The 25071-nt window shown below is 39.6% G+C and carries 23 protein-coding genes, 1 tRNA gene and 2 pseudogenes; 14 read left to right on the plus strand and 12 right to left on the minus strand.

Annotated features, from left to right (window positions below):
* The first annotated feature begins 242 nt into the window (after positions 1 to 242).
* Positions 243 to 1391, plus strand: coding sequence for an NADH:flavin oxidoreductase (locus tag BN3769_RS10420; protein ID WP_068470290.1), 1149 nt, complete (start codon positions 243 to 245; stop codon positions 1389 to 1391).
* A gap of 52 nt (positions 1392 to 1443) precedes the next feature.
* Here BN3769_RS10420 and BN3769_RS10425 read toward each other — a convergent pair whose 3' ends face one another.
* On the minus strand, positions 1444 to 1650 hold the full coding sequence (locus tag BN3769_RS10425) for a hypothetical protein (protein ID WP_068470291.1): 207 nt from the start codon (positions 1648 to 1650) through the stop codon (positions 1444 to 1446).
* Between the two features lie 408 nt (positions 1651 to 2058).
* Between BN3769_RS10425 and BN3769_RS10430 the strand changes: the two genes are divergently transcribed.
* Entirely contained in the window at positions 2059 to 3495 is a 1437-nt protein-coding gene (locus BN3769_RS10430; protein ID WP_228840677.1) for a DUF1254 domain-containing protein, read from the plus strand.
* A 322-nt stretch (positions 3496 to 3817) separates the two neighbouring features.
* Here BN3769_RS10430 and BN3769_RS10435 read toward each other — a convergent pair whose 3' ends face one another.
* Positions 3818 to 5257 carry a hypothetical protein gene (locus tag BN3769_RS10435; RefSeq protein WP_068470293.1) on the minus strand — a complete coding sequence of 480 codons (1440 nt, stop codon included), beginning with the start codon at positions 5255 to 5257 and terminating at the stop codon, positions 3818 to 3820.
* Positions 5241 to 5795, minus strand: a complete 555-nt coding sequence (locus BN3769_RS10440) for a DUF6036 family nucleotidyltransferase (RefSeq protein ID WP_154017887.1) — start codon at positions 5793 to 5795, stop codon at positions 5241 to 5243. The genes BN3769_RS10435 and BN3769_RS10440 overlap by 17 nt, the downstream gene beginning before the upstream one ends.
* Before the next feature lie 383 nt (positions 5796 to 6178).
* Between BN3769_RS10440 and BN3769_RS15285 the strand changes: the two are divergent.
* From BN3769_RS15285 to BN3769_RS10455, 3 genes and pseudogenes are all read left to right on the plus strand, one after another.
* A pseudogene (locus BN3769_RS15285) lies at positions 6179 to 6460 on the plus strand (type II toxin-antitoxin system RelE/ParE family toxin).
* Positions 6447 to 6749, plus strand: coding sequence for an addiction module antidote protein (locus BN3769_RS10450; RefSeq protein WP_068470296.1), 303 nt, complete (start codon positions 6447 to 6449; stop codon positions 6747 to 6749). Before BN3769_RS15285 ends, BN3769_RS10450 begins: the two are co-directional and overlap by 14 nt.
* 75 nt (positions 6750 to 6824) lie before the next feature.
* Complete coding sequence (locus BN3769_RS10455) at positions 6825 to 7781, plus strand: hypothetical protein (protein WP_068470297.1); 957 nt, start codon at positions 6825 to 6827, stop codon at positions 7779 to 7781.
* A 239-nt stretch (positions 7782 to 8020) separates the two neighbouring features.
* Here BN3769_RS10455 and BN3769_RS10460 read toward each other — a convergent pair whose 3' ends face one another.
* Positions 8021 to 8647 (minus strand): hypothetical protein, encoded by a 627-nt coding sequence (locus tag BN3769_RS10460; RefSeq protein WP_154017888.1) that lies wholly within the window; start codon positions 8645 to 8647, stop codon positions 8021 to 8023.
* Entirely contained in the window at positions 8625 to 9149 is a 525-nt protein-coding gene (locus BN3769_RS10465) for a TM0106 family RecB-like putative nuclease (protein ID WP_255354196.1), read from the minus strand. Before BN3769_RS10465 ends, BN3769_RS10460 begins: the two co-directional genes overlap by 23 nt.
* Before the next feature lie 132 nt (positions 9150 to 9281).
* Here BN3769_RS10465 and BN3769_RS15290 point away from each other — a divergent pair.
* The 3 genes and pseudogenes from BN3769_RS15290 to BN3769_RS10475 all read left to right on the plus strand — a co-directional run.
* Positions 9282 to 9368, plus strand: a pseudogene (locus tag BN3769_RS15290) (hypothetical protein); the annotation flags it as partial.
* Positions 9358 to 9651 (plus strand): hypothetical protein, encoded by a 294-nt coding sequence (locus BN3769_RS10470; RefSeq protein WP_068470303.1) that lies wholly within the window; start codon positions 9358 to 9360, stop codon positions 9649 to 9651. The pseudogene BN3769_RS15290 and the gene BN3769_RS10470, both read left to right, overlap by 11 nt.
* Positions 9652 to 9686: 35 nt before the next feature.
* Positions 9687 to 9878 carry a hypothetical protein gene (locus BN3769_RS10475; protein ID WP_068470306.1) on the plus strand — a complete coding sequence of 64 codons (192 nt, stop codon included), beginning with the start codon at positions 9687 to 9689 and terminating at the stop codon, positions 9876 to 9878.
* Between the two features lie 13 nt (positions 9879 to 9891).
* Here BN3769_RS10475 and BN3769_RS10480 read toward each other — a convergent pair whose 3' ends face one another.
* Both BN3769_RS10480 and BN3769_RS10485 read right to left on the minus strand, forming a co-directional pair.
* Positions 9892 to 10155, minus strand: a complete 264-nt coding sequence (locus BN3769_RS10480) for a hypothetical protein (RefSeq protein ID WP_068470308.1) — start codon at positions 10153 to 10155, stop codon at positions 9892 to 9894.
* A gap of 413 nt (positions 10156 to 10568) precedes the next feature.
* Positions 10569 to 10640, minus strand: a tRNA-Asn gene (locus BN3769_RS10485).
* Positions 10641 to 11259: 619 nt separating this feature from the next.
* Here BN3769_RS10485 and BN3769_RS10490 point away from each other — a divergent pair.
* The 4 genes from BN3769_RS10490 to BN3769_RS10505 all read left to right on the plus strand — a co-directional run bounded on the left by BN3769_RS10490 (position 11260) and on the right by BN3769_RS10505 (position 16831).
* The gene (locus BN3769_RS10490; protein ID WP_154017889.1) at positions 11260 to 12480 is read left to right on the plus strand and encodes a hypothetical protein; all 1221 of its coding nucleotides are present in this window, start codon (positions 11260 to 11262) and stop codon (positions 12478 to 12480) included.
* Positions 12481 to 12539: 59 nt separating this feature from the next.
* Positions 12540 to 14153 (plus strand): hypothetical protein, encoded by a 1614-nt coding sequence (locus BN3769_RS10495; RefSeq protein WP_068470312.1) that lies wholly within the window; start codon positions 12540 to 12542, stop codon positions 14151 to 14153.
* Positions 14154 to 14174: 21 nt separating this feature from the next.
* Positions 14175 to 15386 carry an alpha/beta hydrolase gene (locus tag BN3769_RS10500; protein ID WP_068470314.1) on the plus strand — a complete coding sequence of 404 codons (1212 nt, stop codon included), beginning with the start codon at positions 14175 to 14177 and terminating at the stop codon, positions 15384 to 15386.
* Between the two features lie 410 nt (positions 15387 to 15796).
* Positions 15797 to 16831: a ubiquitin carboxyl-terminal hydrolase family protein gene (locus BN3769_RS10505; RefSeq protein WP_068470316.1), complete on the plus strand. Its 1035-nt coding sequence runs from the start codon at positions 15797 to 15799 to the stop codon at positions 16829 to 16831.
* Between the two features lie 155 nt (positions 16832 to 16986).
* Here BN3769_RS10505 and groL read toward each other — a convergent pair whose 3' ends face one another.
* The 3 genes from groL to pepF form a co-directional block, all read right to left on the minus strand.
* Positions 16987 to 18609 (minus strand): chaperonin GroEL, encoded by a 1623-nt coding sequence (gene groL, locus BN3769_RS10510; protein ID WP_068470318.1) that lies wholly within the window; start codon positions 18607 to 18609, stop codon positions 16987 to 16989.
* A gap of 37 nt (positions 18610 to 18646) precedes the next feature.
* Complete coding sequence (locus BN3769_RS10515; RefSeq protein WP_068470320.1) at positions 18647 to 18979, minus strand: co-chaperone GroES; 333 nt, start codon at positions 18977 to 18979, stop codon at positions 18647 to 18649.
* A 203-nt stretch (positions 18980 to 19182) separates the two neighbouring features.
* Positions 19183 to 21018 (minus strand): oligoendopeptidase F, encoded by a 1836-nt coding sequence (pepF, locus tag BN3769_RS10520; RefSeq protein WP_068470322.1) that lies wholly within the window; start codon positions 21016 to 21018, stop codon positions 19183 to 19185.
* Between the two features lie 824 nt (positions 21019 to 21842).
* On the opposite strand from pepF, the gene BN3769_RS10525 reads away from it, so the two are divergent.
* Positions 21843 to 22139 (plus strand): HPr family phosphocarrier protein, encoded by a 297-nt coding sequence (locus BN3769_RS10525; protein WP_068470324.1) that lies wholly within the window; start codon positions 21843 to 21845, stop codon positions 22137 to 22139.
* 33 nt (positions 22140 to 22172) lie between these two features.
* Here the strand turns inward: BN3769_RS10525 and BN3769_RS10530 are convergent, their stop codons facing one another.
* Positions 22173 to 22586, minus strand: coding sequence for a bifunctional nuclease family protein (locus BN3769_RS10530; protein WP_068470326.1), 414 nt, complete (start codon positions 22584 to 22586; stop codon positions 22173 to 22175).
* Positions 22587 to 22643: 57 nt separating this feature from the next.
* Positions 22644 to 23342 carry a ribose-5-phosphate isomerase RpiA gene (rpiA, locus tag BN3769_RS10535; protein ID WP_068470328.1) on the minus strand — a complete coding sequence of 233 codons (699 nt, stop codon included), beginning with the start codon at positions 23340 to 23342 and terminating at the stop codon, positions 22644 to 22646.
* A gap of 601 nt (positions 23343 to 23943) precedes the next feature.
* Between rpiA and BN3769_RS10540 the strand changes: the two genes are divergently transcribed.
* Positions 23944 to 24699: a Nif3-like dinuclear metal center hexameric protein gene (locus tag BN3769_RS10540; protein WP_068470330.1), complete on the plus strand. Its 756-nt coding sequence runs from the start codon at positions 23944 to 23946 to the stop codon at positions 24697 to 24699.
* Positions 24700 to 25071 lie beyond the last annotated feature (372 nt).

Here is a 25071-nt window from a genome sequence, read left to right on the forward strand (position 1 = left end):
TGGCCTGATAGACTTTTTGCGTTTAGACGGGCAAATGTACGCAAGAGAGGGGCGGGCGTTCTTTTCAAGAACCGATCTTAGGGGAGGGAGTATACCCTCTAAGACATTCATTATCGCTGTACTTTAAAATTTTTTTGGATAAATTAAAGATGAAAATGTCATTTTTACCTTAACCAATTTGCTAGACAGACGAAAATAACTAATAACCCATAGGGCTTAGTGAAATAAGAAAACAAGCAGGCATGATGATTACTTGGCAAACTCCTTTTCATTTGAAATCTTTAGAGCTTCCCAATCGCATCGTGATGGCTCCCATGACGCGTAGCTCTTCCAAACAGCATATTCCAGGACCTACTCAGAGTGATTATTATCGAAAAAGGGCGGAAGGGGGAATAGGCCTGATTATCTCAGAGGGAACCGTTATCGATCACAAAGCCTCTAACGGCTATCCAAATGTGCCGCATTTCTATGGGGAAAAAGCATTGGCGGGCTGGCGCTATATTATTGAAGAGGTGCATCAAGCAGGGGCAAAAATGTTTCCTCAACTGTGGCATGTCGGCGGCGTTAGGCAGCGATATGCTTGTAAAAATAGAAAAAGCGACGATCAACGAGAAGCGTGTGCGTGTGAGGGCAATGTGCCGGGATATGCGCCCTCGGCAGTGCAGCATCCTTATGTAAAAAATGGAGAAGTGCCTTTGGAAATGTCCTTAAAAGATATTTCGGACGTAATAGAAGCGTTTGCCAAAGCGGCTAAGAATGCCCAACAATTGGGGTTTGATGGGATAGAATTGCACGGAGCGCATGGTTATTTAATAGATCAATTTTTTTGGGAGTATACCAATAGGCGTGCCGATCAATATGGGGGCAGGACGCTTAACGAGCGAACCCGTTTTGCTGTAGAGATCATCGAAGCGATCCGAAAAGAAGTCGGACCTGATTTTCCAATTGATTTTCGCTTTTCACAATGGAAGCTAGGGGATTATTCAGCCAAACTGGCAACAACACCGCAGGAGCTGGAATCTTTTCTCATTCCGCTAGTCCAAGCAGGGGTTGATATTTTCCATTGCAGCACCAGGCGTTTTTGGGAGCCTGAATTTCCTCATTCTCATTTGAATTTAGCGGGATGGACTAAAAAAATTACCGGCAAGCCCACCATTACTGTAGGTTCAGTTGGATTGGATATCGATTTCATTTCAAATTTAAGTGTAGATTCTTCGAAAACGGATAATAGGCTTGAATACTTATTAAAGGCCTTATCAAATGAAGAATTTGATTTAATCGCAATAGGGCGTGCGGTCCTGGCAGACCCTGATTGGTTTAAGAAAGTCATTGAACAGCGTTTCGATGACGTGATTCCATTTAGCAGAAGCATGTCTGGATTTTCATCATAAATGCTCCTTCAGGTAAATTATTCAGAAAGGAACGAAGTTATATCCCTCCCTCTTACCGGTCTATTTGGTCGATCAAATTTTTTAAATCCGATTCTATATTAGGCTTTGGATCGGTATGATAGTGTTTTTGAATAATCTTCACGACCTCATCAAAGTTGGCAGGAGCCTTTTCAAGTTCTTGGGGTTTTAATTTATCCCAGCGTCTTAATATTAGAAGCCTTGCCGTATCCCAATCACGTATAAAACCTAGATTTGACATAAGAAACTCTTCTATATTTATTTCTAATCCTGCCTACCTATAAAAAAGATTCCATTTATTGTCGATCTGAAAAGGAATGGCAGATTTGGCTATATAGGCAGGGAAATGTAGAAAACGCTTACGTCAATGTCGAAATAAGCACTTCCATATGGTCAATGGCACTGGCGATGTATTTAAGTTAAGTGAGACCCTCTCAGAGATCGCAGAACATTCTTGGCTTTATCCAAGAGAGCGTTATAGGCTTCTAAAATAAAGCAAATAAGCCGTATATATCCAAAATCCTAGGGCTTTATTCACCTGTTTTTACCTCCCGGCGAAGGAGGGAGGCAACGGTTACATTGAATCAATAGAGAGTTGTGATTTTAACTTCTTTGTGTATATTGATTTTTTTTAATATATGAGAATTATATGCGCTATTTTGCTATCTGTCTTTCATTTATTTCGATGACGACGTTGTTTTTTGCAGAAGCTCAAGACGGGGGAACAACTTCTAGCTCTTCGCTCAGCCCTGAGGAAGCAGTGGAAATAGCTACGGATGCCTATATTTACGGTTATTCCTTAATTACAACGGAAATTACCCGAGTGCAGATGAGCAATGTTTCTAAAATGGACGAAATGCATGCTCCCATGGGGCAATTTATTAATGTTAAACGTTATCCTCCTGCGGATTATCGGGGAGTATCTGCGCCTAATGCTGACACTCTTTATTCAATTGCATGGGTCGATTTATCAGAGCCACAAGTATTCAGTCATCCTGATATGGGTAAACGCTTCTATTTATTTGAAATGACAGATTTATGGATGATAGACTTTGCAGCTCCTGGTTCACGTACAGCTGGGGGGGAGGCAACTAATTATTTACTGACAGGTCCGGGCTGGAAAGGGCAAGTTCCCGATGGGATGAAACACATCCCGGTTAATACCTTATACATGGTCATTTTAGGCCGCATTTATGCTAATGGTTCTGAAGAAGATTATAAAAAAGTTAATCTGCTTCAAAGCCAGCTGAAACTTATTCCGCTTTCATCTTGGGGAAAAAATTATGAATACAAAGCCCCACCAATCAATCCAAATCCCGGTTTCGATATGACTGCGAAACCTCAGGAAGTGATTAATGAAATGGATATCTCAGCATACTTCAATCTTATGACCAAGTTAATGGGCAGTGTAGCGCCTCCACCGGTTGAAGATGCTTCCATCTTAGCTCGTATGGCAAAAATAGGCCTCATTTCTGGTCAGCCATTTGATATAAGTAAATTCTCCCCTGAGATTGAAGCTGCAATTAAAAAAGCAGGCAAAGTAGGTATGTCGCTTATCAACAAAAATCAAAAAAACATGGGCAGTGTGGAGAATGGATGGACCGTTTCTAAAGGTTTAGGTATTTATGGAACGGATTATTTAAAGAGGGCTACTGTTGCAGCGTTCGGATGGCCGGCCAATCGGGAAAAAGATGCCGTCTACTCTTACACTTTTGAAGATAAAAGTGGAAATAGACTGACGGGAGCAAATAAGTACACTTTAACGTTTGAGAAAGGTCGGATACCTCCTGTAAATGGCTTTTGGTCAATTACTATGTATGAGGTTGACAATGGTTGGTGGTTTGTGCCTAATCCTCTTAATAAATTCACAGTCAGTGAACGAAACGAATTGAAATATAACTCTGATGGCTCATTAACTTTGTATTTTCAGAATGAAAGTCCAGGAAAAGATAAGGAATCTAATTGGTTGCCAGCACCTAAAACAGATTTTCTTCTCATGTTGCGGATGTATTGGCCAAAAGAAAAAAGTCCCTCTATTTTAAACAATACGTGGCAACCTCCAGCAGTGATAAAAATAACAGAATAAATGATTTTGCCGTTTTTGATCTACTAGAGGAATGTATTAAATACCTGGAATTGAATTTGTTATATTTTTTTTGTAAGTAAGAAAGGTCTTGTTTCTCTAACCATTCTCAACCCCTTTATGATCCCTTTAAAAGGGATTATAAAGGCTGAAGAGTGGGTTTCTATTAACCAAAAGATAGAAACCTTTTCAAAAAACGCTTAAAAGGCCTAAGCGTATAAACTTCAGTTACTGGATACACGTCGAACGTTTGACTGGATTTCCTTTTCTCAAGAATTTTCAACCCTCTCGAAATTAACAGCTTAGTTTTTGAGGTTTAATATATTTAATTTTTGCGATCCTTCGAAAATAAATCGAGGACGAGATGTCGCTTATATAAGGTCGTTGGGAGCGATAGCAAATGAATGTCAGTTTTGATGAAATAAAGATCTTCAAGCCGTTTTCTAAACGTGTAGATGAACTGCCTTAAAACATCAGATTCAGGCATAAATATTTGATATTGCCGAACAGCTGACTGAACATTGGCGATCCGGTCAATCGATTGAATCTGTTCCATCTTTTCCAATAGTTGAGGAAGCTTTTCTTTAGAAAACCGATAAGAAATATCAGAGAGAGATTCATCCATCATTTTATGAAAAGGAAACTCAAAAAAATGTTTTAAGCGTACCTTCAAATCGCTGATAAAACTTAAAAACAACTGATAACATTCTTTGTATATCTCTCCATGTCGACCGACCTTGAACTCCTTCTCACTCTGAATCATTTCTATTCCATCAACACAATCGTCCACCTGATAAAGGTCGCGTAAAAGTTGAATTACAATTTTGTCAAAGTCGTTATATACTTCAAATTGCATATGAAAATTTCCCTGTTGAAACGCTTTAAAAATTTCTATTAAAGCTTTCCAATCCCGTTCAAAGTCAGGATGATTGTGAAGGATTGGTGAAATAAAAAACGGTAATAAAGGTTCTATCTTGATCAAACAATTTCGGAGTATTACCCCCATTGTTATTTTAGAGCTGTTTTGAATCTCAGGAATTACTGCGCGAATTGCCATAATTGCCTGCAATATCTTAATCCAAGGAGGGGCTATTTTTGGTAACTTTCCAATGATCACTTGGAGTTCTTTTGGTTTTCTTAATTCGTAATTTTTCTTATTTCTTACATTTGTTACGACGAGAATTTCCGATGTTGCTAAATGATCAAGTGCAGTCATCAAGCTTCTTTTAGAGTAACCTACCTCGCTAAGATCAGAAGCTGAGAAGTGCATTCCATTTCTTGTCAAAAAATGTGTTAATATATCAGCCTTTGCCCCAGGACCAAATAGATTACGTAACCGAAGCATAAGCAGAGAGGGCGACTCGAGTGCCGGCAATAAAGATTTTCCACTCACTTTAAGCGCAAAGTCAGCGCCCTCTTCCGCGCTCGGCCATTTTGCTGATGAGACCGAATTTAAAGCCGCAGCAAACTTGGAAAAAGAGTGCATGACGTCAGAATCCATATCTTTTAGAAAAGTACGCAATCGACTGACAGAAATATATTCATGATAACGGGAAGACCAATCCAAAGCCTCGTCACGCAGACGTGGATCGTATTTGGAAATGATCGCAGTCAAAATAATGAGTTCTTCTGGTTGGATTAAGCAATTCTCGTAAAATCGGTCGGTCCCTGCTACACCCAACTCTCTCCACGAGTTCCAGGCTATTCCAGTAAGACAATGGTCAAATTCTTCTTTTATAGTGTCCATTTTACCCTTCCAGTTCATGCAGCGCTTCTGCTAAACATCTCGCAAATTCTTCTAATACGTCATGAGTTTGACACCAAATTGCTGCTTTTTTAAGTTCCTCCTGGCTGGGTTGTAAGCGTTTTAAATCTTCGAAGTGTTTTGAATTGGGCCCCTGATCTACCGAAGCATATAATTTAAAACAAATCTGATCAAATCTGCTTGCACAATAAAGTGTCAGCCCACCAAAGTGAATGGGCTCTAAACGATCTTGGAATCCTTCCGGTAGGCCCATTTTCCATAAGTCTGCGGGAGCTGAATTGATCCAATTTTCAGGGAGTTTGAGTGCTAATCCTACCTCTCTAATAGCTGTAAGCAGCGGTGCTGGTAAAGGATGGGCTGAAATAAGCACGTTTTCATCTAGTAAAGCAACAATATCCAAGTCTCTCGTAGGTCGAATAATGCGTCCCAATAGTAATAAGGCTCCTCCTCCGATTGCCGCCACTTCATATTTCAATCCCTTGTCTGACAAGTAAGAGCCCAATGTCTCTAATGCTCTATTTAACATATTCGAATCCATATAACCTCTTGATACGTGAAGATAAACTTCACGTTACGATAATATAATCATACCAAATCGTTAAATAAACTGCAAATTTTTGTAACGCATGCGCCCTTGTTATTTGAAGGGAGAAGTGGAAGCTGTTGTTGAGGATATTCAGGGACAATAAAAAAGGTACTTAAGTCTTATCTTAAGTGATTAAATATCAAAGACTCCAATTGCTGGATGCACTTCGAACTTTTGACTGGATCGGTCTCTTTCAGGAATTTTCAAACATCTCAAAATTAATAGTTTAAAATTCACTTGAAAATAATGTATCCTAAAAGATACAATAAGGTTATATGGAAGAAATTGAAATAGAACTCTATGAAACCGCCGGCAAACGACCATTCGAGATCTGAATTAAGGAGATCAAAGAGATCCATACCCGGGCCCAAAATCCTGGCAAGGCTTGATCGCCTAAAGCTTGGAAATTTTGGCGACTGCAAAACCTTACAAGAGGGAGTTTGCGAGCTTCGGATTCATTATGGTCCGGGTATTAGAATTTATTATGGAAAGATTGGCATAAAGTCATCTTGCTTCTTTGCGGTGGCGACAAAAGCACCCAAGATAGGGACATTGCTAAAGCAAAGGAGTATTTGAAAGATTATCAATCAAGGGAGATAGGTCATGGCAAGAAGTAAAAAATATCAAGATTTCTTCATAGAGCAACTGAAGGATCACGATGAAGCCGTTGCGTACCTAAATGCCGCTTTAGAACAAAGCCTTAAAGGTGATGAAGAGTCACAACAGCTTTTCTTGATTGCTCTTCGAAATGTCGCGGAAGCCCAAGGTGGCGTTGGCGCATTAGCTAAAAAGGCGCACGTTGGCCGCGAAAGCCTCTACAAAACCCTTTCGGGGACAGGTAATCCTAAATGGCATACGCTTGTTTCGCTATGTGTTGCTATGGGGCTGAATTTAAGATTAAGGTAATTATTTGAACGAAACAAATCACTATAAATTCAATTAATGAATTACAAATTTAAACAAAAATCCCAAGAGCCTAACATGCATTTTGTTCCTAGTCTGATACATAATGAACAGAGACTTAGAGCTATAGCTGATAGGATCTATACTACCCCATTAAATGGAACCTTTCATCAGTTTTTAGAAGATTATGCAATCGATTTGATCGGCCATCAATGGTGGTTTCATCAAGAAAAAATGGAAAAGAAAAATCAAAGCATTATGTTTCAACATGCGGATGGATTTTTAAGAGCTGGCATAGAGATTAAGAAGAAAAATCCTGGACAAGCATTTCTTGCAATCCCTTGTACAGGTCCAAATTTAGCATGGATGTCACTTTGTTATGACTTGGTTTGTTTAACTCAAAAATTTTCCCTTCCTCAAACTCTTATAGAACGACTCAAGATAAATCAACATTATCAAGGTGCTCGTTATGAAATTGCTATTGGAGCATTAATGGCGAGAGCAGGCTTCGATCTTAAATGGCTAAATCCTGTAGATGGAAAACAAGGGTCTAAATGGTGCGAATTTAATGCCTACTATAGAGCAAGTGAGCTGAATTTTTTTGTGGAAGTTAAAAGTAAGCATAGGTCGGGTGTTCACAATCAGAAAGGAGAACGTGAACAAGAGCTTGAAACCGCTTACGATCTGCTTCGCAATGCATTGAAAAAAGCTCCTGTTGAAGGAGGATTTATAATTTTTATCGATTTAAACCTTCCTTTGGAACCAGATCTAACTGTAAAGGAACATCAATTTCGAAGGCAAGTTGAGCATGCTCTTAAGGCTCTAAAACCATCTTCAGAAGCTAGTCCAGATCCCTTTAGTGCGATTATCTTTTTTAACTTTCCTTTTCATTATGGTGAAAATGATTTTCCGCCCCCACTCAATGAGTATTTAATATATGTCCCCAAGCATCCAAGAAATAAACTTCCCGCCGAGATCCAAGAGGCGATTAGAGAAAATCTTTCAAATTATGGCATAATCCCACAAGAGATATAAATCACAAAAAATCCAAGCCAATCTCTTGTAACTCATGAAATAAATTGGTAAATTCATTATTTCCAAATCAATGGAAGCTTTAACATTGGTGAACTCTTTGCCCTGTACTTTGATTTTTCTATAAAAGAGGCTATGCTTATGAGAATTGATACCACAATACGTTATAATTTTTTATTTTCGCTATTATACAAAATGTCTGTATTATCATTTGTTGATGTGGGCAGAGAGTTCTTGTTAAACTAAGAAGTTTTTTCTGAGTTTTTAGAATCGATTAGATCAAAATCTTTATCTTCTTCTAACAGGTGTTTTCGCATCAAATTACTTACTATTTCAACTTTTTCATGAATGGTATTCATTATGGAATCCTTGACGTTTGCGTCCTTAGAAGAATGTGATTGGATGCCAGACATTAAGACATCTTTTGCTATAACGCATGCATTCCGCAAGTCTTCCTGAAGGAATAAGGAATGTTCTGCCAGCTTTTTAGTTAACGTACACCATACTTTATATGTTTCGTCTTGAGTTTGAAATGAATGATAAAACATTTGAAATACCGCCCCCTCTGTTTCTTTAAATGCCCAATGTAGCTCAGGATATGCTTTGAACAAAGAGGAGATTTTTAATTGTGTTTGTAAATATTGGGTCTGAAGTTCCTTTTGGAATTGAGTCTTTGTGATTTCTAGCTCACGGTCAATTTCAGCTTTTTGAGATTGAAGATTTTTTTGCATATCAGTTTGAAAAGCTTGAAGGTTTCGTTGCTTTAACCAGTCAATGAACTCTCTTGTACCCCAACTGCCTGCTATAGAAAGTAGGATTGTAGGAATATTTATGTTTGTGAGTTGATTAATTATCCAATCCATTTCCATGAGCGTTAGTCTGCATTAATTGAAAAATGTAAATATATAATTGTTTTGTTGCGCGGGCGTCATCCTCCTCGTAATTGATGATATCTTCAAGGATGGTTTTTTCGCTAGTTGCAAGCCATTGATCATACCAGAAGACGATTTGGCTGTCACTTGCTTTTTGGTGCCGCTTGAAATTAATAAACCGGGATTTGGCGAGATCTTTGATCGAGTAGAAGTAGAGAGGGAATATTGCGGATTGCTCAACTATTTCTTGAAGATCAATTAAGTTGCTTTGAAATCTCTCTAGATCCTTGGAGCCTCCGTATTGATCATTTAGTTTCTTGAGATGTGTCTTTTTGTAGTTTGCATAATGATAAACAGAATATTCGTTAGGGAGTATGGTTGTCCACTCCAAAAAATCTTTCCACATCGACCCTTCCTCGGTCTTGTTCTTAACAATATCACAATCAAGGAAAGCGCTGTCGAGGTAATTAATACTGGCACTATAAAAGGGAATCTTCAAAGCATCGATGCCAGCCTAACCCTTTTGAACAAGTAATCTCAATATAGGGAATTTTTAAAAGTCATTCGAGATCTTTCAGAAGCTATTGTAAATGCCAACGAGGCAAGTGAAGCATAAAAAGAAGCCTTTGCTAGATATCTTAATCTAACAGTCAGTTATATCTCACAATTAGAAAGGGGATTAAAGAGACCAACAGGAGCACTACCAAATGAAACGTAGTCAACAGAAAGCCATTCCCTATTTACTTAGCTGTAAAAGCTATGCTCAAGCGGCCAGGGAAATAGGCGTGTCTGAGAATCAAATTTATCCAGAGTTTAAGGCAGAATTGGATAGACAACGCAATACTGTAATTGAATTATCGATTGGGACTTTGAAATTGAGTACTATTAAGGCTTCAGAGACCTTAGTGGAACTTCTATCATCACCAATAGATAACGTTCAAAGAGGAGCCGCTAATGATATACTCAATTACGTAGCCAAGTACAAAGAAATTCAGGAGTAGAAAGCAGAATAGAAGCTTTAGAAAGGAGGGAGTAAATGAAGAGCTTAAGCACAAGATTAGATCGTTTAGAGAGGGAAATTAAGGGTGATCTAGCCTATATTGCCTATACTCTCACTGATGAAGACCAAGAAACACAACGACAAAGAGCATGGGACAATTACCTAGCCAATGGTAGCAATGCCCATGCTATGCGAAGGATGTTTGTTGCCATTCGAGAAATTCCCTAAGGAAATTTAAATTCTAATCTGCATCTCCGCCATTACCGCCATCGCCTCCATTTCCATAAACACTTCCGCCTCCATTCCCTCCGTGACCACCATCTTGACCATTGTTGCCTTTCTTTCCATTTTCTCCATTTTCTCCATCTTCTAGATATCCTGGAGAGCCATGTTTTCCGTCTTCTGCTCTAGAATGATCAATGCAGCAAGAAGCCCTTCTTGCTTCTACTGAAGATATAGCGAACGTGCATCCAATTAAAAAATATAAAAATTTAGAGCTTTTCATTATCTAAGTTTCCTTTACCTATCTCTTTTTACCATCTTGTCCATTTGGTCTGTTTCCAAAAATCTGGACCCTTTTAAATGTCTTAATTCATAAAATTTTTCTCATTTAAAATGGTCCAGATTTTTGGAAACAGACAATAACGTATTTTACCTTCGTTTTCGAATATATCCCATTGTAACTCCATGCGATAGCGCAATCGATAGATAATTTTAAAAAGCTATTCTGCTATTGAATTTTTGATGTTTACAAAAGGAGTGGTCAAGTAAATGTCGTAATATTTACGAATAGACCCTTCAAAAGGAATTCATCGAGAAGGATGAGTTTTTGCTTTGGATGATTTAAGGGAATTTAGTGATCGGGGAAGATTGCGGAACTTAAATAAGAGAGAGTCTTGCAACTCTCTCTTAAATAATCTCCGGATGCTAGATTCGAACTAGCGACCAATGGATTAACAGTCCACTGCTCTACCGCTGAGCTAATCCGGAATAGTTAAGAAGCATTTATCTTAGAAAAATCGCTAATTTTACACAACATCTTTTTTGCTTTAACGAGAAAAACGCTTTCAAACCTATTTAAGAATGGGAAGTGAAAGGGTCAGTAATTGTTTTTTAAGATCGAGTTAAAAAAAATACTATATTTTTTTTACGAGCCTTCGATTCTGCCTTTTTCTATTCTAATAAAAAGATGGCTTACAGATGACTCCTAAGCCTTATTTTTGATTTCTTACCTGTAATTATTCAATAGGCTTTGCACGTTTGGCTTTCGATTAAATGAAAAAATCGCTATAGTTAAGCTCTTTGTTTTTTAATTATTGATATGTTTAAGCCAAACCTTACGTTGCATTATACTTCTTTCCTCTCTTTCTACCAGCCTCAAACTTTTTGCTTTAATTTTTGGCTTTTTAATAAAATTTTTGAATTATTTTTCAGAAATGGGGATTGTTTATTCTTTTGTTAATTAATTGTTAATATTGTTTTAAAAACGTGTTAAAAGGAAATTTATTGATTTAAATTAGGTTGATTTCTACACTTTGAAATTCGTTTTAACAATTAATACCAATCGAGAATAAAATAATCAAAAATTAATTCTAGCTAGGAAAAAACTATGGATACTCGATTTCTTTTTTCGTCTACTTACTCAGCATGGAATAAGCTTAGTATACACTATCATACAGAGTGTATGACTATTACACCCACGTCAAGTAGATGGATTCGGACTGTAGCGCCTATTGCCAATGTTGCAAAGAAACTTTTAGTCATAGTTGCTTTTGCTGTTTGTACAGTTGCAACGGCAATTTTTAGCCTTTTTATTCTTCCCTACCGCATTTATGGGTGGAGGCAGCTTGCAAAGCAGGGGTTACAGGTCGATTACAATCGCATGACGCCGGAAGAACAGCGCAATATTCGGCAGCAGATCCAAAGTTATATTGATAAGAAGGAAAGCCAGAATAAATTTCATGTTTCTCGATTGGAAAAAGATGCGGTTATCCATCACGCGATGTGTTATTACGCGAGAAGCAGCGAAGTTTATGGGCCTGTGGCTGTGGCTTGGGTCCATCATTTGCTAGAGAAAGCCAACCAAAATAATACGAAGCTAGTCTTCATGGCAAGGGATGGAATTGCTCCTTATAAGATGGCGCTTGAACTAATGAAAACGGAAGAATATCAAGCCAAATATCCCAACTTAGCAGGGGAAAATAAAATTATCCTTGGCTATTTTTCTAGAAATTTAGTGAATAATGCCATGGCTTCGGAAGAAGGGAAAAACCAATTTAAAAGATATTGTGAACAAATCGGCATTCAAGATGGCGATAATTGCCGTTTTGTCGATGTTGGTTTTACGGGCAGCATGATTGATAAAATTAAAGGCATGTTACCAAAAGTAAATATTGCTTTTGATTTTTTGATTTCGCATACGGATGCAGCTGATGGATTTATTTATTCAGCGAATGATCCTCGTCTAGCCTCTAATCAATTCCTGCAACTGCATGCCATTCGCTCTATCAGCTATAAAGCGGCCGGTTCAAATCTTGCCACCCATTGGACGGAAGATTCTCATCAAGGGGTGGGGGAAAGCGCAACGCATTTAGTGGAAGTAAATGGGGTTATTTATCCGAATACACGGATTCCGGATCAAAAAAAATATATTGTTTCACCTGGATCTCATGACTTTATAGTTAGAAAGTGGTCGAGCAAAGCGATTAAGGATAGCTGGAAGAAATATTCTCCTGCATCCATTGATATTCCAAGAGCTGTTACAAAATTTGATGAAACGCTACAGAAAATCCGCGATCATGAACTTCCGCTTTTAATTGCGCATATTTAATAAATATCGGACTGGCTTGCCTTGAAGCCAGTTCTTTTCTAATATAATTAGGAAATACTATGCCTTCTATTTCTCATTATTGTCCTTTCACTTATTCCGTTTTCCAAAAAATAAATCATGAAAAACAAAAGTCATATTTTGTTATTAAGTCGAATGATGCTTTTCTTTCTCGTCAAATAAAGCAAATAGGCATTTATGCTAAAAAAAGTGTATTGATCATTGCAATGGCTGTTGCTGCTTTGGCTCTTCCTCTTTTCCTTATTGCGGATGCCGGCTTATATGTTATTCGCAAGTGCGGAGTTAAAGTCACCTCTTATTTCGAGGATTTTCATTATTTCTTTGAATCTTCTGTTTTTGAATCCCACTATAATCAGTTAAAAACTTTCGTTAAAGATTATTTACAAAAACCAAATCAACACTTATACAACGAAAGAGAAATTCGAATCGGCCAACCTACTTCTTTTAAGGAAAAAACACAGGATTTAATTGCTTTTATTCTGAATCCTCCTAGTTTAAATAGCGAAAATAATAAGCGGTATTTTCACCAGCAAATGCTTAAGAAAGTGCGTCTTTTAGTTGAAGAAAAGAAAGAGGCGCATGCGAATGAACAAGAAGCCGTTAATTTTATCGAAGCTTTATGCGAATGGATGTATACCGGACCTAAATTAGCTGAGGAAATGGTTCAATTTCTTGAAGATCATCTTCCTTCTTCTTCCATGGAGATTTTAAAAAATGCGGATGTCAAGGATCTTCCGAGTGTAGTCAAGCAGTTCTATGATCGCTTGGGAAGCGAATCTAAGTTTAATGGAATTGTCGAGGGGGTTCGGTTGTATGATGCTAGCTATCTTGGCGATGTGCCTTCCATAGCTTATAAATATCCAATTAAAGTGAATGGGAATGCGAAAAATATCAAAATTATCCGCACGCCAGCCGTGACAAGAGATACGGAACGCAATGAAAAAGGTGAGCTGACTCAAGTAAAAATTGTAGAGGAATTTATGGGCTTCTTAGATAGCTATAAGAAGCAAAATAAGGTTCATGTTTACATTAATTTAATGCATAGAGTGGGATCAGAAGGCATTCGTTCAAAGGCGATTGAAGAAGTGGAAGTGCTATATCCGGATACGCTCCATGTTATTACGCTGACTAAAGATCATAGTTTTTACTGGCAAAAAGACGCTTATCAAACTCTCAACGAGGCCGCTGCTTTTAAAGCCGAATTTTTACGTCAAATGTTTGATAGCGATCCCCACCATTACCATTGGTCGCCTGCTTTGGGTTCTGATTGGAAAGAGAAATGCCGAGCCATTATTGAGCAAGTGCATGTTAAGTCTTTTGGTGAAGAAGCCGAATTAAGCCAGCAACAGCGTATGGATTTTATTGAAGTGGCCTACACGGAAATCATTGAAGCTATTTTTGAAAAGCTTCAGCCAGAGAGCGCCAATGAATCCTGTAAAAGCTGTATTGACCGAGGAGCCTCTGCCTTGGGTGAGCAATATGCGAAGCGCTGCCATTCTCAACGTCAAGAGTGGACAGAAAGAAGACGCAAGCGCTTGGCGGCCGTTACATTAGCTCCGGCTCTTTTAGCGATGAATAGAGTATTGCAACCACCTAGAATGCCCCGCATGCAATCGGCAACAGCGCATATTTTGTCGATTCCTGTTGCTGCTTAAATGATGTTAGGATGATTGGTCATGATAGAAATAGACGTTACGCCTGTTAGCAAGAATGAAGCTTTGGTAAATGAAATTGAGCCGGAGTCTTTGATTAAATGGATGGGACGCAACATCCGTTTATTAAAGAATATGCTGGATCCAAAGCTTCTCTTAATTAAGACGCTTGCTTACTGCCTTTTTCCGTTGGCGGCGCGATGCGTGGTTTTTACTTCAACACGATCCTTTAAGAAGCGATGCCAGCCTGAACGGTTAAATCAATCTAGGCAAACGCTAAGAGAGCTAGGCGGCCAAGAAATTAGCTTGAGGATGCCCGATGGCCATTCAATTTTCGGAATGTATCTAGATGCTAGATCGGCTTTGAACGCTTTGATTGCCAAGGGAGGGGAGCGCGGAACTATTCCAGTAGGAGACAATGTTCAACAAGTTCTTTGGATCTCGCCTGCTCAACCTGAACTTTGGTCGTCGATTGAGCGCATGGGAATAGAAGTGCATGAACATCAAAATCGATCTTATATTAAATTGGGAATTCCAAAACAGCTTTCCGATGCGGCCAATTCAGGCGGCCAAATAGAGGCTGGAACGTTGATTTACGGGCCTGGCAGCGGGCATCAGTTTGAGTTTAGGCGCAAGACATTAGGCGCCTTCCTTTTCGGCTACGGCATGAATGTGCTTGTTTTTCATTATTCCGGCACAGGAGAAAGTGGAGGCAAAATTTCAGAACAAGCGACTTACGAAAATGTGGAAGGGGCTTATCAATATTTGCGGGAAAAGGGTATAAGCGATGAGAAAATTCTGGGATACGGGCATTGCATGGGCGGAGGGCCTGTCTTAGATTTGGCCGCCAATCATCCCCATATTAATGTGCTAGCAGATCGCACGTATACCACAATGGGAGAATTTTGCAAACATCGAGCAACGCGATTGCTATATTTGCCACGCTTTCTGCATTTTTTGACAAGCTGGATCGAGCCTGTCATGAACAAATGTTTCTATTATAATAATAGAGAAAAAATCAAACAGGTGAGCGGCCACTTTGCCATTCTAGAGGCCTCAAGAGATGATTTAATCGTCAGCGATTATATTCAAGAACTTTTTGATAATGCGGTTTTAGCAAGAAGCCGTTTGAGGCTATTAATGGATTCCAATCATGATATGGACTTAGTGCCAAATGAGGCGACACGTTTATCATTAGGTCAATTTTTGACGGCTACCAACTTGATAGGTTATTAACTTGAGAGCTATAAAATTAGATTGGTTAATTCATTGCTCTTTTGCATCAATGAAAAATAAACTCTCAAAATAGTTATGCCTATTTTTATTGGTTTTATTTTTCTGTGTTCATCAAATGTTGAGGGTTTATTTAACCCTCTCATTTGACAGTCTTGAATTGCTCATTTAGTTATTTTAATTGTCTAAAAATGAGTTTGCAAAATTCAAAATGGCTTATATTCGAGATGATTTTCTCCCTAAAGAAGCGTGCTAGGGATTGACTTCAATTAAGCAGGAGCCCCTAAGAAACGATCTAAAGTAGCGGTGGCTATATTTAGAGAAGGGCTTGGATTTAAGTCATTAGCTATTTGTAATAAACTTTTCATCAAATACACGATAAGCTTTATCCCTCATACTAATAAGGAAATACTATGGATATTCAATGGATGCGTTTGGCTTTTTCTCCTAATAATACCGATCTGTATCATTATCGCCATCAAGGGCGTATTATTGATATTAGCGAGCATAGAACCAAAATTATTGCGCTTTCTATCTTATTTGGCCTATTGACTCCTTTTTTACTTGGGATTGGAGGATACGTTTTGGCTTCTCATTTTCTTGCCGCCCATTATAAATGGAAAAAGATTGAGAAAATGGAAAGGCAAGGCAATATTCTTACAATTGATCAAACGGCTCAGCAAATTTTGAACGGCCAATGCGCACGTCCTCTAGAAGCAACGGGAGGCATAGTCAATGGGGGAAATACCTGCTATATGGCCGCTATTTTGCAGACGGTTAAAAACAGTCCTTTTTTCTGGAATTATTTGGACGATTCCAAACGGCCTTTTTGCCGGTTAGTGGATGAAACAGAAGAGCAATTTGAAAAGCGAAAAGAGATTCGCCAGGCGATTAAAGACATTTTGCTGACTTCCATGAGGGGAGAAACCGTGCAAGCAAATGCCATTAACAATCTCCGCAGGCTGATTTTGCAGTATCAACCAGGCGTCTTATCAGCAGAGGGAGCAGGAGATCCTAAAGAGTTTTGGATGCTAGTTTGCAAGATTTTAGATATGCCAGATATTTCTTTAAACCCTTCCTCTGATATCTTTGTCCTAGATAATTGCCTATTTGTGATGGCGGAGGATTTTCCTCATTTTCAAGCTAAAATGCAGGGGATAGAGTTAAATTGTCCTTCTCCCATTATAGCTTTTACAGTGGATGGATTGGATCACGCGCCTATCGATCCTCCGATGCAGATCTCTATCCCGTGCAATGGGCAGCCTCTCCCAGTTAATTACCAGCTAGTCTCGATGATTGACTGCAAGGGCCATGCAGTCGCCCATCTTAAAAATGCCAATGGCGAATGGGTTTTATTCGACGATAATTTTACAGGGAAATTTGCGAACCGCCCAAACGAAGAAGAAAGGCGAAATGCAACATTGGTGTTTTATCGCTATAGCGCTTAGGTGGATAAAAACGCTTTCTCTTTCAGAACAAGAGTGGAAAAAGCTCATCCCTTCTTAAGGGATGTTTTCTTTAAGTGTTAAAGATAAGCGAATAAATAAGCGATAGAAAAGGGAAGGAGCAATCCTTCCCTTTGAACGAAAGACACGAGAATGGATTAATAGTCCATGCCAACCGGAGCAGCCGCAGCAGGCTTTTCCTCTGGAATATCGGCGACGATCGCTTCTGTTGTCAAAAGCATGGAAGCAACCGAAACGGCATTTTCCAAAGCGCAGCGGACGACTTTAGTAGGATCTAAAATACCTGCAACGATCATGTCGACATACTCGCCAGTTAAAGCATTATATCCCTGCTTTTCACTCATTTTCTCAACTTGCTGGAGAATAATAGCGCCTTCTTGGCCGGCATTTTCTGCAATTTGACGAAGAGGAGAGCTCAATGCACGAGACATAATTTTGGCGCCTGTGCGCTCATCTCCCTCTAAGCTTTCAGCCAATTTGTTGACGGCTGGAATACAGCGGATAAAGGCTGTTCCGCCGCCTGGAAGAATTCCTTCTTCAACGGCTGCCGCTGTCGCACGTTGCGCATCATCTACACGGTCTTTTTTCTCTTTCATTTCGACTTCAGTAGCCGCTCCGACATGGATAACAGCCACTCCTCCGACCAGCTTAGCTAAACGCTCTTGCAGTTTTTCTTTGTCGTAATCGGATGTGCTTTCTTCGATTTGACGCTTGATTTGAGCTGCACGATCGTGAATAGCGGCTTTTGTTCCGGCTCCTTCTACAAGCGTGGTTTCATCTTTCGTCATAAGCGCTTTTTTAACGCGTCCTAATTGATCGATAGTCGTATTTTCAAGCTTCAGACCGATTTCTTCGCTGATCAATTCCCCGCCAGTAACGATGGCAATGTCTTGCAGCATAGCTTTGCGGCGGTCTCCGAAGCCTGGAGCTTTAACGGCGCATACTTTTAAGCCTGCACGCAAGCGGTTGACAACGAGAGTAGCCAACGCTTCCCCTTCCACATCTTCGGCAATAATAAGAAGCGGACGGCCGCTTTCAACAACAGCTTGAAGAAGAGGAATCATCTCTTTAACAGATGTAATCTTTTTCTCGTAAATTAAAACATACGCATCTTCTAAGACGCACTCTTGCGATTCAGGATTAGTGATGAAGTAAGAAGAAAGATAGCCTCTGTCGAATTTCATTCCTTTCACGACATCGAGCTCTGTTTCAAAGCCTTTGCCTTCTTCCACTGTGATCGTTCCATCACGGCCCACTCTTTCCATGGCTTGGGCAATGATTTCTCCAATTTCCGCATCATTGTTTGCAGAAATAGTGGCGACTTGGGCAATCTCATTGCGGTCATCCACTTTCTTGCTTCTCTTTTCAAGCTCTTGGACCACAACTTTCAGGGCTTTCTCCATCCCGCGCTTTAAGTCGAGGGGGTTGGCCCCTGCTGCGACGTTGCGCAGGCCTTCCGAATAAATGGCCTCGGCTAGCACAGTTGCCGTCGTCGTTCCATCGCCTGCCTTATCGGCAGTCTTACTGGCCACTTCTTTGACCATTTGTGCGCCCATGTTCTCAAATTTATCTTCCAATTCGATCTCTTTTGCAACAGTGACGCCGTCTTTAGTGATGTGGGGAGTTCCATAAGACTTGTCGATGACGACGTTGCGGCCTTTAGGACCTAAAGTAACTTTTACTGCATCTGCAAGCGTGCGAACGCCTTTCAAGATTTTTTGGCGCGCTTCTTCTTTAAACTTAATGGTTTTTGCAGCCATTTGAAATCTCCTGTGATAGTGATAGGTTATCTGAATCTTACTTTTCTACAATAGCAATGATATCATCAGCGCGTAAAATGACAAATTCTTCATCATTCAAGGTGACTTCTTGACCCGAATATTTTTCCATTAAAATGATATCGCCTATTTTGACAGGCATAGGAATTAATTGGCCGTTTTTATCCTTTTTTCCTGTCCCGATCGCCACGACTTCTGCTTGCTCTTGCTTCTTCTTGGCTGTATCTGGCAGGATAATGCCTCCTTTTAACTTCTCTTCCGCAGCCAAACGACGAACGAGAACGCGATTGCCAAGAGGCTTCAAGCTAACTTTTTGAGAAGACTGAGAGGGCATTTGTTGTGTTTGAGCCATAATGATCTCCTATTTATTAAGTGTTTTATCTTTTGTCGCTCTGTGCGCTTGAAGCTAATACCATAGCCAGCGCTTATTTTTTTTGCAAGCAAATTAGCACTGATAAGTTTTGATTGCTAAAATAAGCGATGAGGTTCCCAAATTGCCGGCATTTGCTTGAAAGAAGGTGGCAATTTGGGATTCCTTTATGTAACGGATGGATTTTATTTTTTTGCTGAAATAGGGTCGACTTGATCAAGCAATTGTTCGAGTTCGCCTAATAATTCATCAAATTTTCGAATAGCGGATTTAACGGGTTCTGGAGACTCCATATCAATGCCAGCTTTTTTCAACATATCAATTGGATATTGGCTGGATCCGCCTTTAAGGAAATTCAGATAAGCGTCGCGATCTTCTTCTTTTCCCGATACGACTTTTTCTGACAAGGCTAAAGCCGCGCTGATTCCCGTTGCATATTGAAAAACATAGAAATTGTAATAGAAATGAGGAATGCGGGCCCATTCAATGTCGATTTCTTGATCGATGACAACAGACGGTCCAAAATATTTGCGATTCAGTTCGCGATAAGCCTGTTTTAGGAATTGAGGAGTCAAGGGGACATTCTCTTCTGATTGCTGATGCACAAATAATTCAAATTCGGCAAACATCGTTTGGCGGAATAGGGTGCCTCGGATGTCCTCAATTTTTTGGTTGAGCAGAAAGATTTTTTCAATAGGATCGGTGCATTTTTGCATGAGCAGGCGAATGAGGAGGTCTTCATTGAAGGTAGAGGCTACTTCTGCTAGGAAGATAGGGTAATCGCTATAATGATAAGGCTGCGAGCGGCGGCTATATAAGCTATGCATGCTGTGGCCGGCTTCATGAGCGAGAGTGAAGACATCGCGGAGAAGGTCTTTGTAATTCATCAGAATATAGGGCATACTGTCATAGCAGCCGCTTGAATAGGCTCCGGAGCGCTTATTGCGGTTTTCATAGCGGTCCACCCAGCGATGATCCTTCAATCCTTGACGTAAGAATGATTGATATTCTTCTCCCAGCGGTACCACAGATTCAATGACGAGATCTTCTGCCTCTTGATAGGGCAAACGGATATCAATTGCACTGGTAAGAGGGACGTAGACATCATAAAGATGAAGCTCATCAAGTTTTAGGATGCGCTTGCGCAGCTGCATATAGCGATGCAGAACGGAGATCTGTTCATTAACGGCTTGGATGAGCGCATGATAGACAGCCGTATTGATATTTTTAGGAAAGAGGGCAGCCTCCAGGCAGGAAGAATAGTGGCGAGCGCGTGCTTGGAAAATGTGGTTTTGCACTTGGCCGGTCAGCAGCTCGCATAAAGTATTCTCGAAATCCGAATAGTGTTTATGGTAGTTCTCAAACGCGTTTTTTCTAAGCTGACGGTCTTGATCGCGAATATAAAGACTGTATGTGGCATGCGACAAGGGTTTTTCTTCCCCTTCGCTATTTAAGACAGAGCCAAATTTAAAATCCGCATCGTTGAGGGAGCTAAACGTTTTATAAGATGTTTGCAGCGCTTGCCCTGCTAAGGCCAATAGCTTTTCATTTTCTGGCGAAAGTGTATGTTTTTTTACGCGAATTATCCTCTCCAGATAAAATCGATAGGCAGTTAAGTAAGGAGATGCCAGGTAGCTTTCCAACGTTTCATCTGGAAGCTTCAAGATTTCTGGCTGAAACCAAGCCGTCTCTTGAGCAAAGGCATGAGCTAGCGCGAGAATTTGTTCGTATGATTTTTTGAAAACAGGATTGGCTATATCCTCATCGTGTCTAAGATGCGCGTAAGTATAAAGCTTAGAGAGCTCCCGGTCGATGCTCATCATTAATTCGAGGGCGAGCTTAACTTTCTCTGGACTTTCGTGCAGTGTTCCTTGAAAGGCTTGAAGAGCCGGCCATTTAAGGGGCTGCTGGGCCTGGCTTGCAAAAGATTGAAAAGCTTTTTCCCATTCTTCTTGATTGGGATACAAGGCTTCAACATTCCAACGATCCTCAACCGGCACTTCTTCACGCGTTTTAATCATTTTAGCCTCCTATAGTAGAAAAATAAATATGTCTTTGACAGCCCTTTTATTCCAAGATTTTCTTTGACTTAAATACTTTATTCTTGAATGGTTTGAATTTGGCCTCTTGAAGGCATTAAAGGGATGTTTAATACAATTAAAATATTTATTTTGAATGTTTTAATGAATGTTTGGATCAAAAAAGAGCAGGATAGTACAAATAGACTTGTTTTGAAATAGCATTCATTATAATTGTTCATTTGGTATAAGAAGGAATAGACTATCTAACCGGCTATATTCGCGTCTTTTAATTGGTTACTGGTAATTATCAAAATATCCGAATATAAGCCATTATCAATGTGTAATTACCTTCTGAGAAGCAGCCTTTAAAACTTAGCGGTTTGATATTGCTTAATCTTTTAAGCAAAGCTTGCGAGCGTCTATTTGATTAATAGAGCTTTAAAAGCACGGATAGATGACAAGAAAAGCATTAAAAGCAAGCCGGCTAAATGGGGTTCAGATAGCTTCTAAGCGGATGGATTAAAACCCATAATAGCCTATATTTGAGGTTGCTTTCTCTTAGAGGGAAAGAACTCAAACCTAGGTCATTAACTGTTTTAATACACCTTTTAAGAGACTGTTGAATTTGATTTTAACTAGGTATGGTGCGTTTTTGATAAATAAAAGATCTCTTTTTTATTTTCTCAAATGGCTTTCATGAATTTTAAATCAATCAAATGTGACGGCCGTTACTAAGCGAGTGCATAGATTGACAAAGCGTCAGATCAGTTCTATCACTCTTATTATCTTTGGGAAAAGGATAAGGGATGCAAGGATAAAAGACGATGACAAAAGCAAATAGTAAGAAAAAAATGGTTAAAGGAAAGTTTATTATCAGTAATGATCGCGGGCTCCATACCCGCCCCTCTACTGAACTTGTCAAATGTGCTAATTCGTTTAAGTCTCAAGTGTTCTTGAAATATCAAAAACACGCTGTCAACGCAAAATCTTTATTGGGCGTTTTAATGCTCGCTGCCTCTAAAGGGGCAAAAATTGGTATTGAAGCGGAAGGGGAAGATGCCGAGCAAGCGGTTGAATCGATCATTGAATTGGCTAGGAATAACTTTTATATCAAATATTAGCAAATTTTTTGCTTATTTCGTTATTTGTATCCTTTATTCTTCAACTGAAATGGTTTTTTCGAGCACTTCTCTTGTACAATAAACAGGTGCATTATTCATTAGAGCGAGTGTTAAGCAATCGCTTGGGCGAGCGTCTATTTCCAGGATATGCTTAATGTCTCCTCGATCTTGTTCTAGGAATAAGCGGGCATAGTAAATCGTGTCTTGAACATCATTAATGACAACTTGCTTGACTTGGACTTCAAGCCCTTCAAAAATTTGATCGATAAGATCATGGGTAAGAGGACGAGGGCTTTCCACATCAGTTAGAAACATTTGTAGCGTTCTGCCTATGCTAGGATCTGTATAAATGGCAAAACGTTTATTTTGAGCTCCTAAAATGACCACGGTATAAGAGCGTGTTTGCATAATTTTATCAAAAGACAGCTGAATAAGTTCCGATTGCATGGGAGCTACCTGTTAATAACGACTTAAGGTTTAGTTTAGTGAAGATTTTTTTTTAAGTCACGTCTGAATTTTGACAAATTCATCTTCATATCCAATGACTACCCGCCCCGCTATATTAAAAAATAAGCCAGTTTCCAATACTCCAGGCAGGACTTTAAGGCGTTCATGCTCGGAAGCCGGGTCTAAAATAGGCTTGTTAAATTGAATGTCTACAATATAGTTCCCGTTATCCGTAATAAAGAGGCTTGTATCGCGATTTAAGCGCAAGACGCCTTGATAGCCTTTCTCTTCTAATCTTGCAAGAGTTGAGCGGTAAGCAAAGGTGGCAATTTCAACAGGAACGGGAAAAACGCCTAATTGATCGACGAGTTTTGTTTCATCAATAATTACAATCATCTCACGGCTGCCAGTAGCAAGCAGCTTTTCTCTTAGCAAAGCTCCTCCTCCGCCTTTAATCATATTCTTGTGGTGATCAATTTCATCAGCCCCATCGACAGTTAAATCTAGGAAGGTAATAGAATCGCTGTTTTGAATGGGAATTCCAAGCTTTTGAGCTTGGCGCATGGATTGTTGAGAGGTGGCCACAGCCGATATTTTTAGGCCGGATTGGCATCGCAGTCCAAGAGCTTCAATAAAAAAAGAGGCCGTAGATCCGGTTCCCAATCCCACCAACATGCCATCTTCTATGAGTTCGGCAGCGGCTTTGCCCGCGGCTTTTTTAGCTGCGATAATAGGGGGGAAATCCGTTTTAGTCATAAGTTATCTCAAGTTAGTTGTTTTAGCGGTTTTAATACATCCTCTTAAAAGATGTAAACTTATGCCAAAGGAAAATTGCGCTCAAGAAGTAATTAATCCCTCAATACATAAATAACCTGAGGTTGGAGTTTTTTTGCTCTTTCGACTGCATCAAAGCTGCGGACATGAACAAATGGCAAAGCGGTCAATAGTAAAAATAAGGACCGTCTTGCCATTTTTCATCTACGAGAGCTTTCTTGTCAGTCCAAAGGCCAAAAATTAAATAAATGCGGACATGGGATGTCGGTAGGGAAAGTCTTACAATGGCAGGAGCTCTATTAAGTTAATATGATCCTTGCTGTGATACTCCAGTTTCAAAAGCTTTGCCATTGCCAAACGATCAATTTTTATAATTTGCTTTTTTAGCGGGTTTCTTAAAATGCGAATCTAGGCCAATAGCATAAAGCATCCTCCTAGAGGTTGTGGAATCGAGGCCCTTGTGACTTTGACAATCCTTTCTTCTCAATCAAGAGAATGTTCTTCAAATAAAAATTAATTAAAGTTAAGATTTGCAATCTTATTTTTAACCGATTCGTGAATCATTCAATTACAGGATTTTATTATGCTAAGGCTAAAAGACCTTTGCCAATATTTAGATGAATTGCTCCCCTCCAATGGCCTTTCCGATTATTGCCCGAATGGTTTGCAAGTAGAGGGGAAGACATCAATTGGGAAGTTGGCGACCGCTGTATCGGCAAGCCTGGAGACCATAGAGGCAGCGATTGAAAGCAGAGCCGATGCCCTTATTGTCCATCATGGAATTTTTTGGCAGCGAGATAGCTATGTCATTCAAGGCGTGAAAAGAAGAAAGCTATTTTTATTAATCGAACAAGAAATTTCACTGCTTGCCTATCATTTGCCTTTAGACATGCATCCAAAATTGGGAAATAATTGGAAGGCTGCGCAAGATTTGGGATGGACTGACCTGCAGCCTTTTGCTTATATGAATGGTATTCCAATTGGTGTAAAGGGAAAGATTCCTCCTACAAACAGAGAAAAAGTAAAAGAGCAATTGGAGCATTACTACCAACATGCGGCTGCTTGTGCGTTCGGCGGTCCGGAGACCATTCAGACTTTGGCTTTAGTTTCCGGAGGCGCCTATAAATCCATTGCTGATGCCGCTAAAGAAGGGGTTGACGCTTTTATTACAGGAAATTTCGATGAACCTGTTTGGCCTCAAGCATTTGAAGAAGGAATCAATTTTTTCGCTTTAGGCCATTCGGCAACAGAAAGAGTGGGCCCCCAGGCGTTAGCTAAGCATCTTGAGCAGGCCCTTCATCTTCCTTGCCCTTTTCTGGATATTCATAATCCTTTTTAAAGTGAGCCGGGAGGCTTTCTCATGGCGAAATTATACATTATATGAATGGCATAGATGAGAAAAAAGCCTGCTAGACTAAATAAACCACATGAGTGGCATAGGCAGATGATGTTAAATCCCTTCTTGTCAAGAACCACTCTTAGCGGCTTTAGAATAGCTTCTTAGAGGCTCTAAGATCTTCTATTGGGGAATATTTTTCCTAGGGTTAGAGCGCCTCCTAAGGAGAAAATAATCTCACAGGCAAGTTAGTCTAAGTTGTTTAACAGGCTCTTATCCTAATTGGGGATTATTGTAGATATAATTCAGTTTGTTATTAAATAATTATATGGCGAGTAAAAATAAAATCGGATGAATGGTTTTTTTAATTCGTTT

Origin of the sequence: Candidatus Protochlamydia phocaeensis, assembly GCF_001545115.1 — a bacterium.
Taxonomy (GTDB): domain Bacteria; phylum Chlamydiota; class Chlamydiia; order Chlamydiales; family Parachlamydiaceae; genus Protochlamydia_A; species Protochlamydia_A phocaeensis.

Excerpts from the sequence above, each read along its gene's own strand:
- BN3769_RS10515 (WP_068470320.1), bottom strand. The coding sequence starts at position 18,979 with ATGGCTCAAACACAACAAATGCCCTCTCAGTCTTCTCAAAAAGTTAGC.
- pepF (WP_068470322.1), bottom strand. The coding sequence starts at position 21,018 with ATGATTAAAACGCGTGAAGAAGTGCCGGTTGAGGATCGTTGGAATGTT.
- groL (WP_068470318.1), bottom strand. The coding sequence starts at position 18,609 with ATGGCTGCAAAAACCATTAAGTTTAAAGAAGAAGCGCGCCAAAAAATC.
- BN3769_RS10495 (WP_068470312.1), top strand. The coding sequence starts at position 12,540 with ATGCCTTCTATTTCTCATTATTGTCCTTTCACTTATTCCGTTTTCCAA.
- BN3769_RS10440 (WP_154017887.1), bottom strand. The coding sequence starts at position 5,795 with ATGGATTCGAATATGTTAAATAGAGCATTAGAGACATTGGGCTCTTAC.
- BN3769_RS10490 (WP_154017889.1), top strand. The coding sequence starts at position 11,260 with ATGGATACTCGATTTCTTTTTTCGTCTACTTACTCAGCATGGAATAAG.
- BN3769_RS10425 (WP_068470291.1), bottom strand. The coding sequence starts at position 1,650 with ATGTCAAATCTAGGTTTTATACGTGATTGGGATACGGCAAGGCTTCTA.
- BN3769_RS10450 (WP_068470296.1), top strand. The coding sequence starts at position 6,447 with ATGGCAAGAAGTAAAAAATATCAAGATTTCTTCATAGAGCAACTGAAG.
- BN3769_RS10525 (WP_068470324.1), top strand. The coding sequence starts at position 21,843 with ATGACAAAAGCAAATAGTAAGAAAAAAATGGTTAAAGGAAAGTTTATT.
- BN3769_RS10540 (WP_068470330.1), top strand. The coding sequence starts at position 23,944 with ATGCTAAGGCTAAAAGACCTTTGCCAATATTTAGATGAATTGCTCCCC.
- BN3769_RS10480 (WP_068470308.1), bottom strand. The coding sequence starts at position 10,155 with ATGAAAAGCTCTAAATTTTTATATTTTTTAATTGGATGCACGTTCGCT.
- BN3769_RS10470 (WP_068470303.1), top strand. The coding sequence starts at position 9,358 with ATGAAACGTAGTCAACAGAAAGCCATTCCCTATTTACTTAGCTGTAAA.
- BN3769_RS10505 (WP_068470316.1), top strand. The coding sequence starts at position 15,797 with ATGGATATTCAATGGATGCGTTTGGCTTTTTCTCCTAATAATACCGAT.
- BN3769_RS10420 (WP_068470290.1), top strand. The coding sequence starts at position 243 with ATGATGATTACTTGGCAAACTCCTTTTCATTTGAAATCTTTAGAGCTT.
- BN3769_RS10430 (WP_228840677.1), top strand. The coding sequence starts at position 2,059 with ATGCGCTATTTTGCTATCTGTCTTTCATTTATTTCGATGACGACGTTG.
- BN3769_RS10460 (WP_154017888.1), bottom strand. The coding sequence starts at position 8,647 with ATGGAAATGGATTGGATAATTAATCAACTCACAAACATAAATATTCCT.
- BN3769_RS10475 (WP_068470306.1), top strand. The coding sequence starts at position 9,687 with ATGAAGAGCTTAAGCACAAGATTAGATCGTTTAGAGAGGGAAATTAAG.
- BN3769_RS10500 (WP_068470314.1), top strand. The coding sequence starts at position 14,175 with ATGATAGAAATAGACGTTACGCCTGTTAGCAAGAATGAAGCTTTGGTA.
- rpiA (WP_068470328.1), bottom strand. The coding sequence starts at position 23,342 with ATGACTAAAACGGATTTCCCCCCTATTATCGCAGCTAAAAAAGCCGCG.
- BN3769_RS10455 (WP_068470297.1), top strand. The coding sequence starts at position 6,825 with ATGCATTTTGTTCCTAGTCTGATACATAATGAACAGAGACTTAGAGCT.
- BN3769_RS10435 (WP_068470293.1), bottom strand. The coding sequence starts at position 5,257 with ATGAACTGGAAGGGTAAAATGGACACTATAAAAGAAGAATTTGACCAT.
- BN3769_RS10530 (WP_068470326.1), bottom strand. The coding sequence starts at position 22,586 with ATGCAATCGGAACTTATTCAGCTGTCTTTTGATAAAATTATGCAAACA.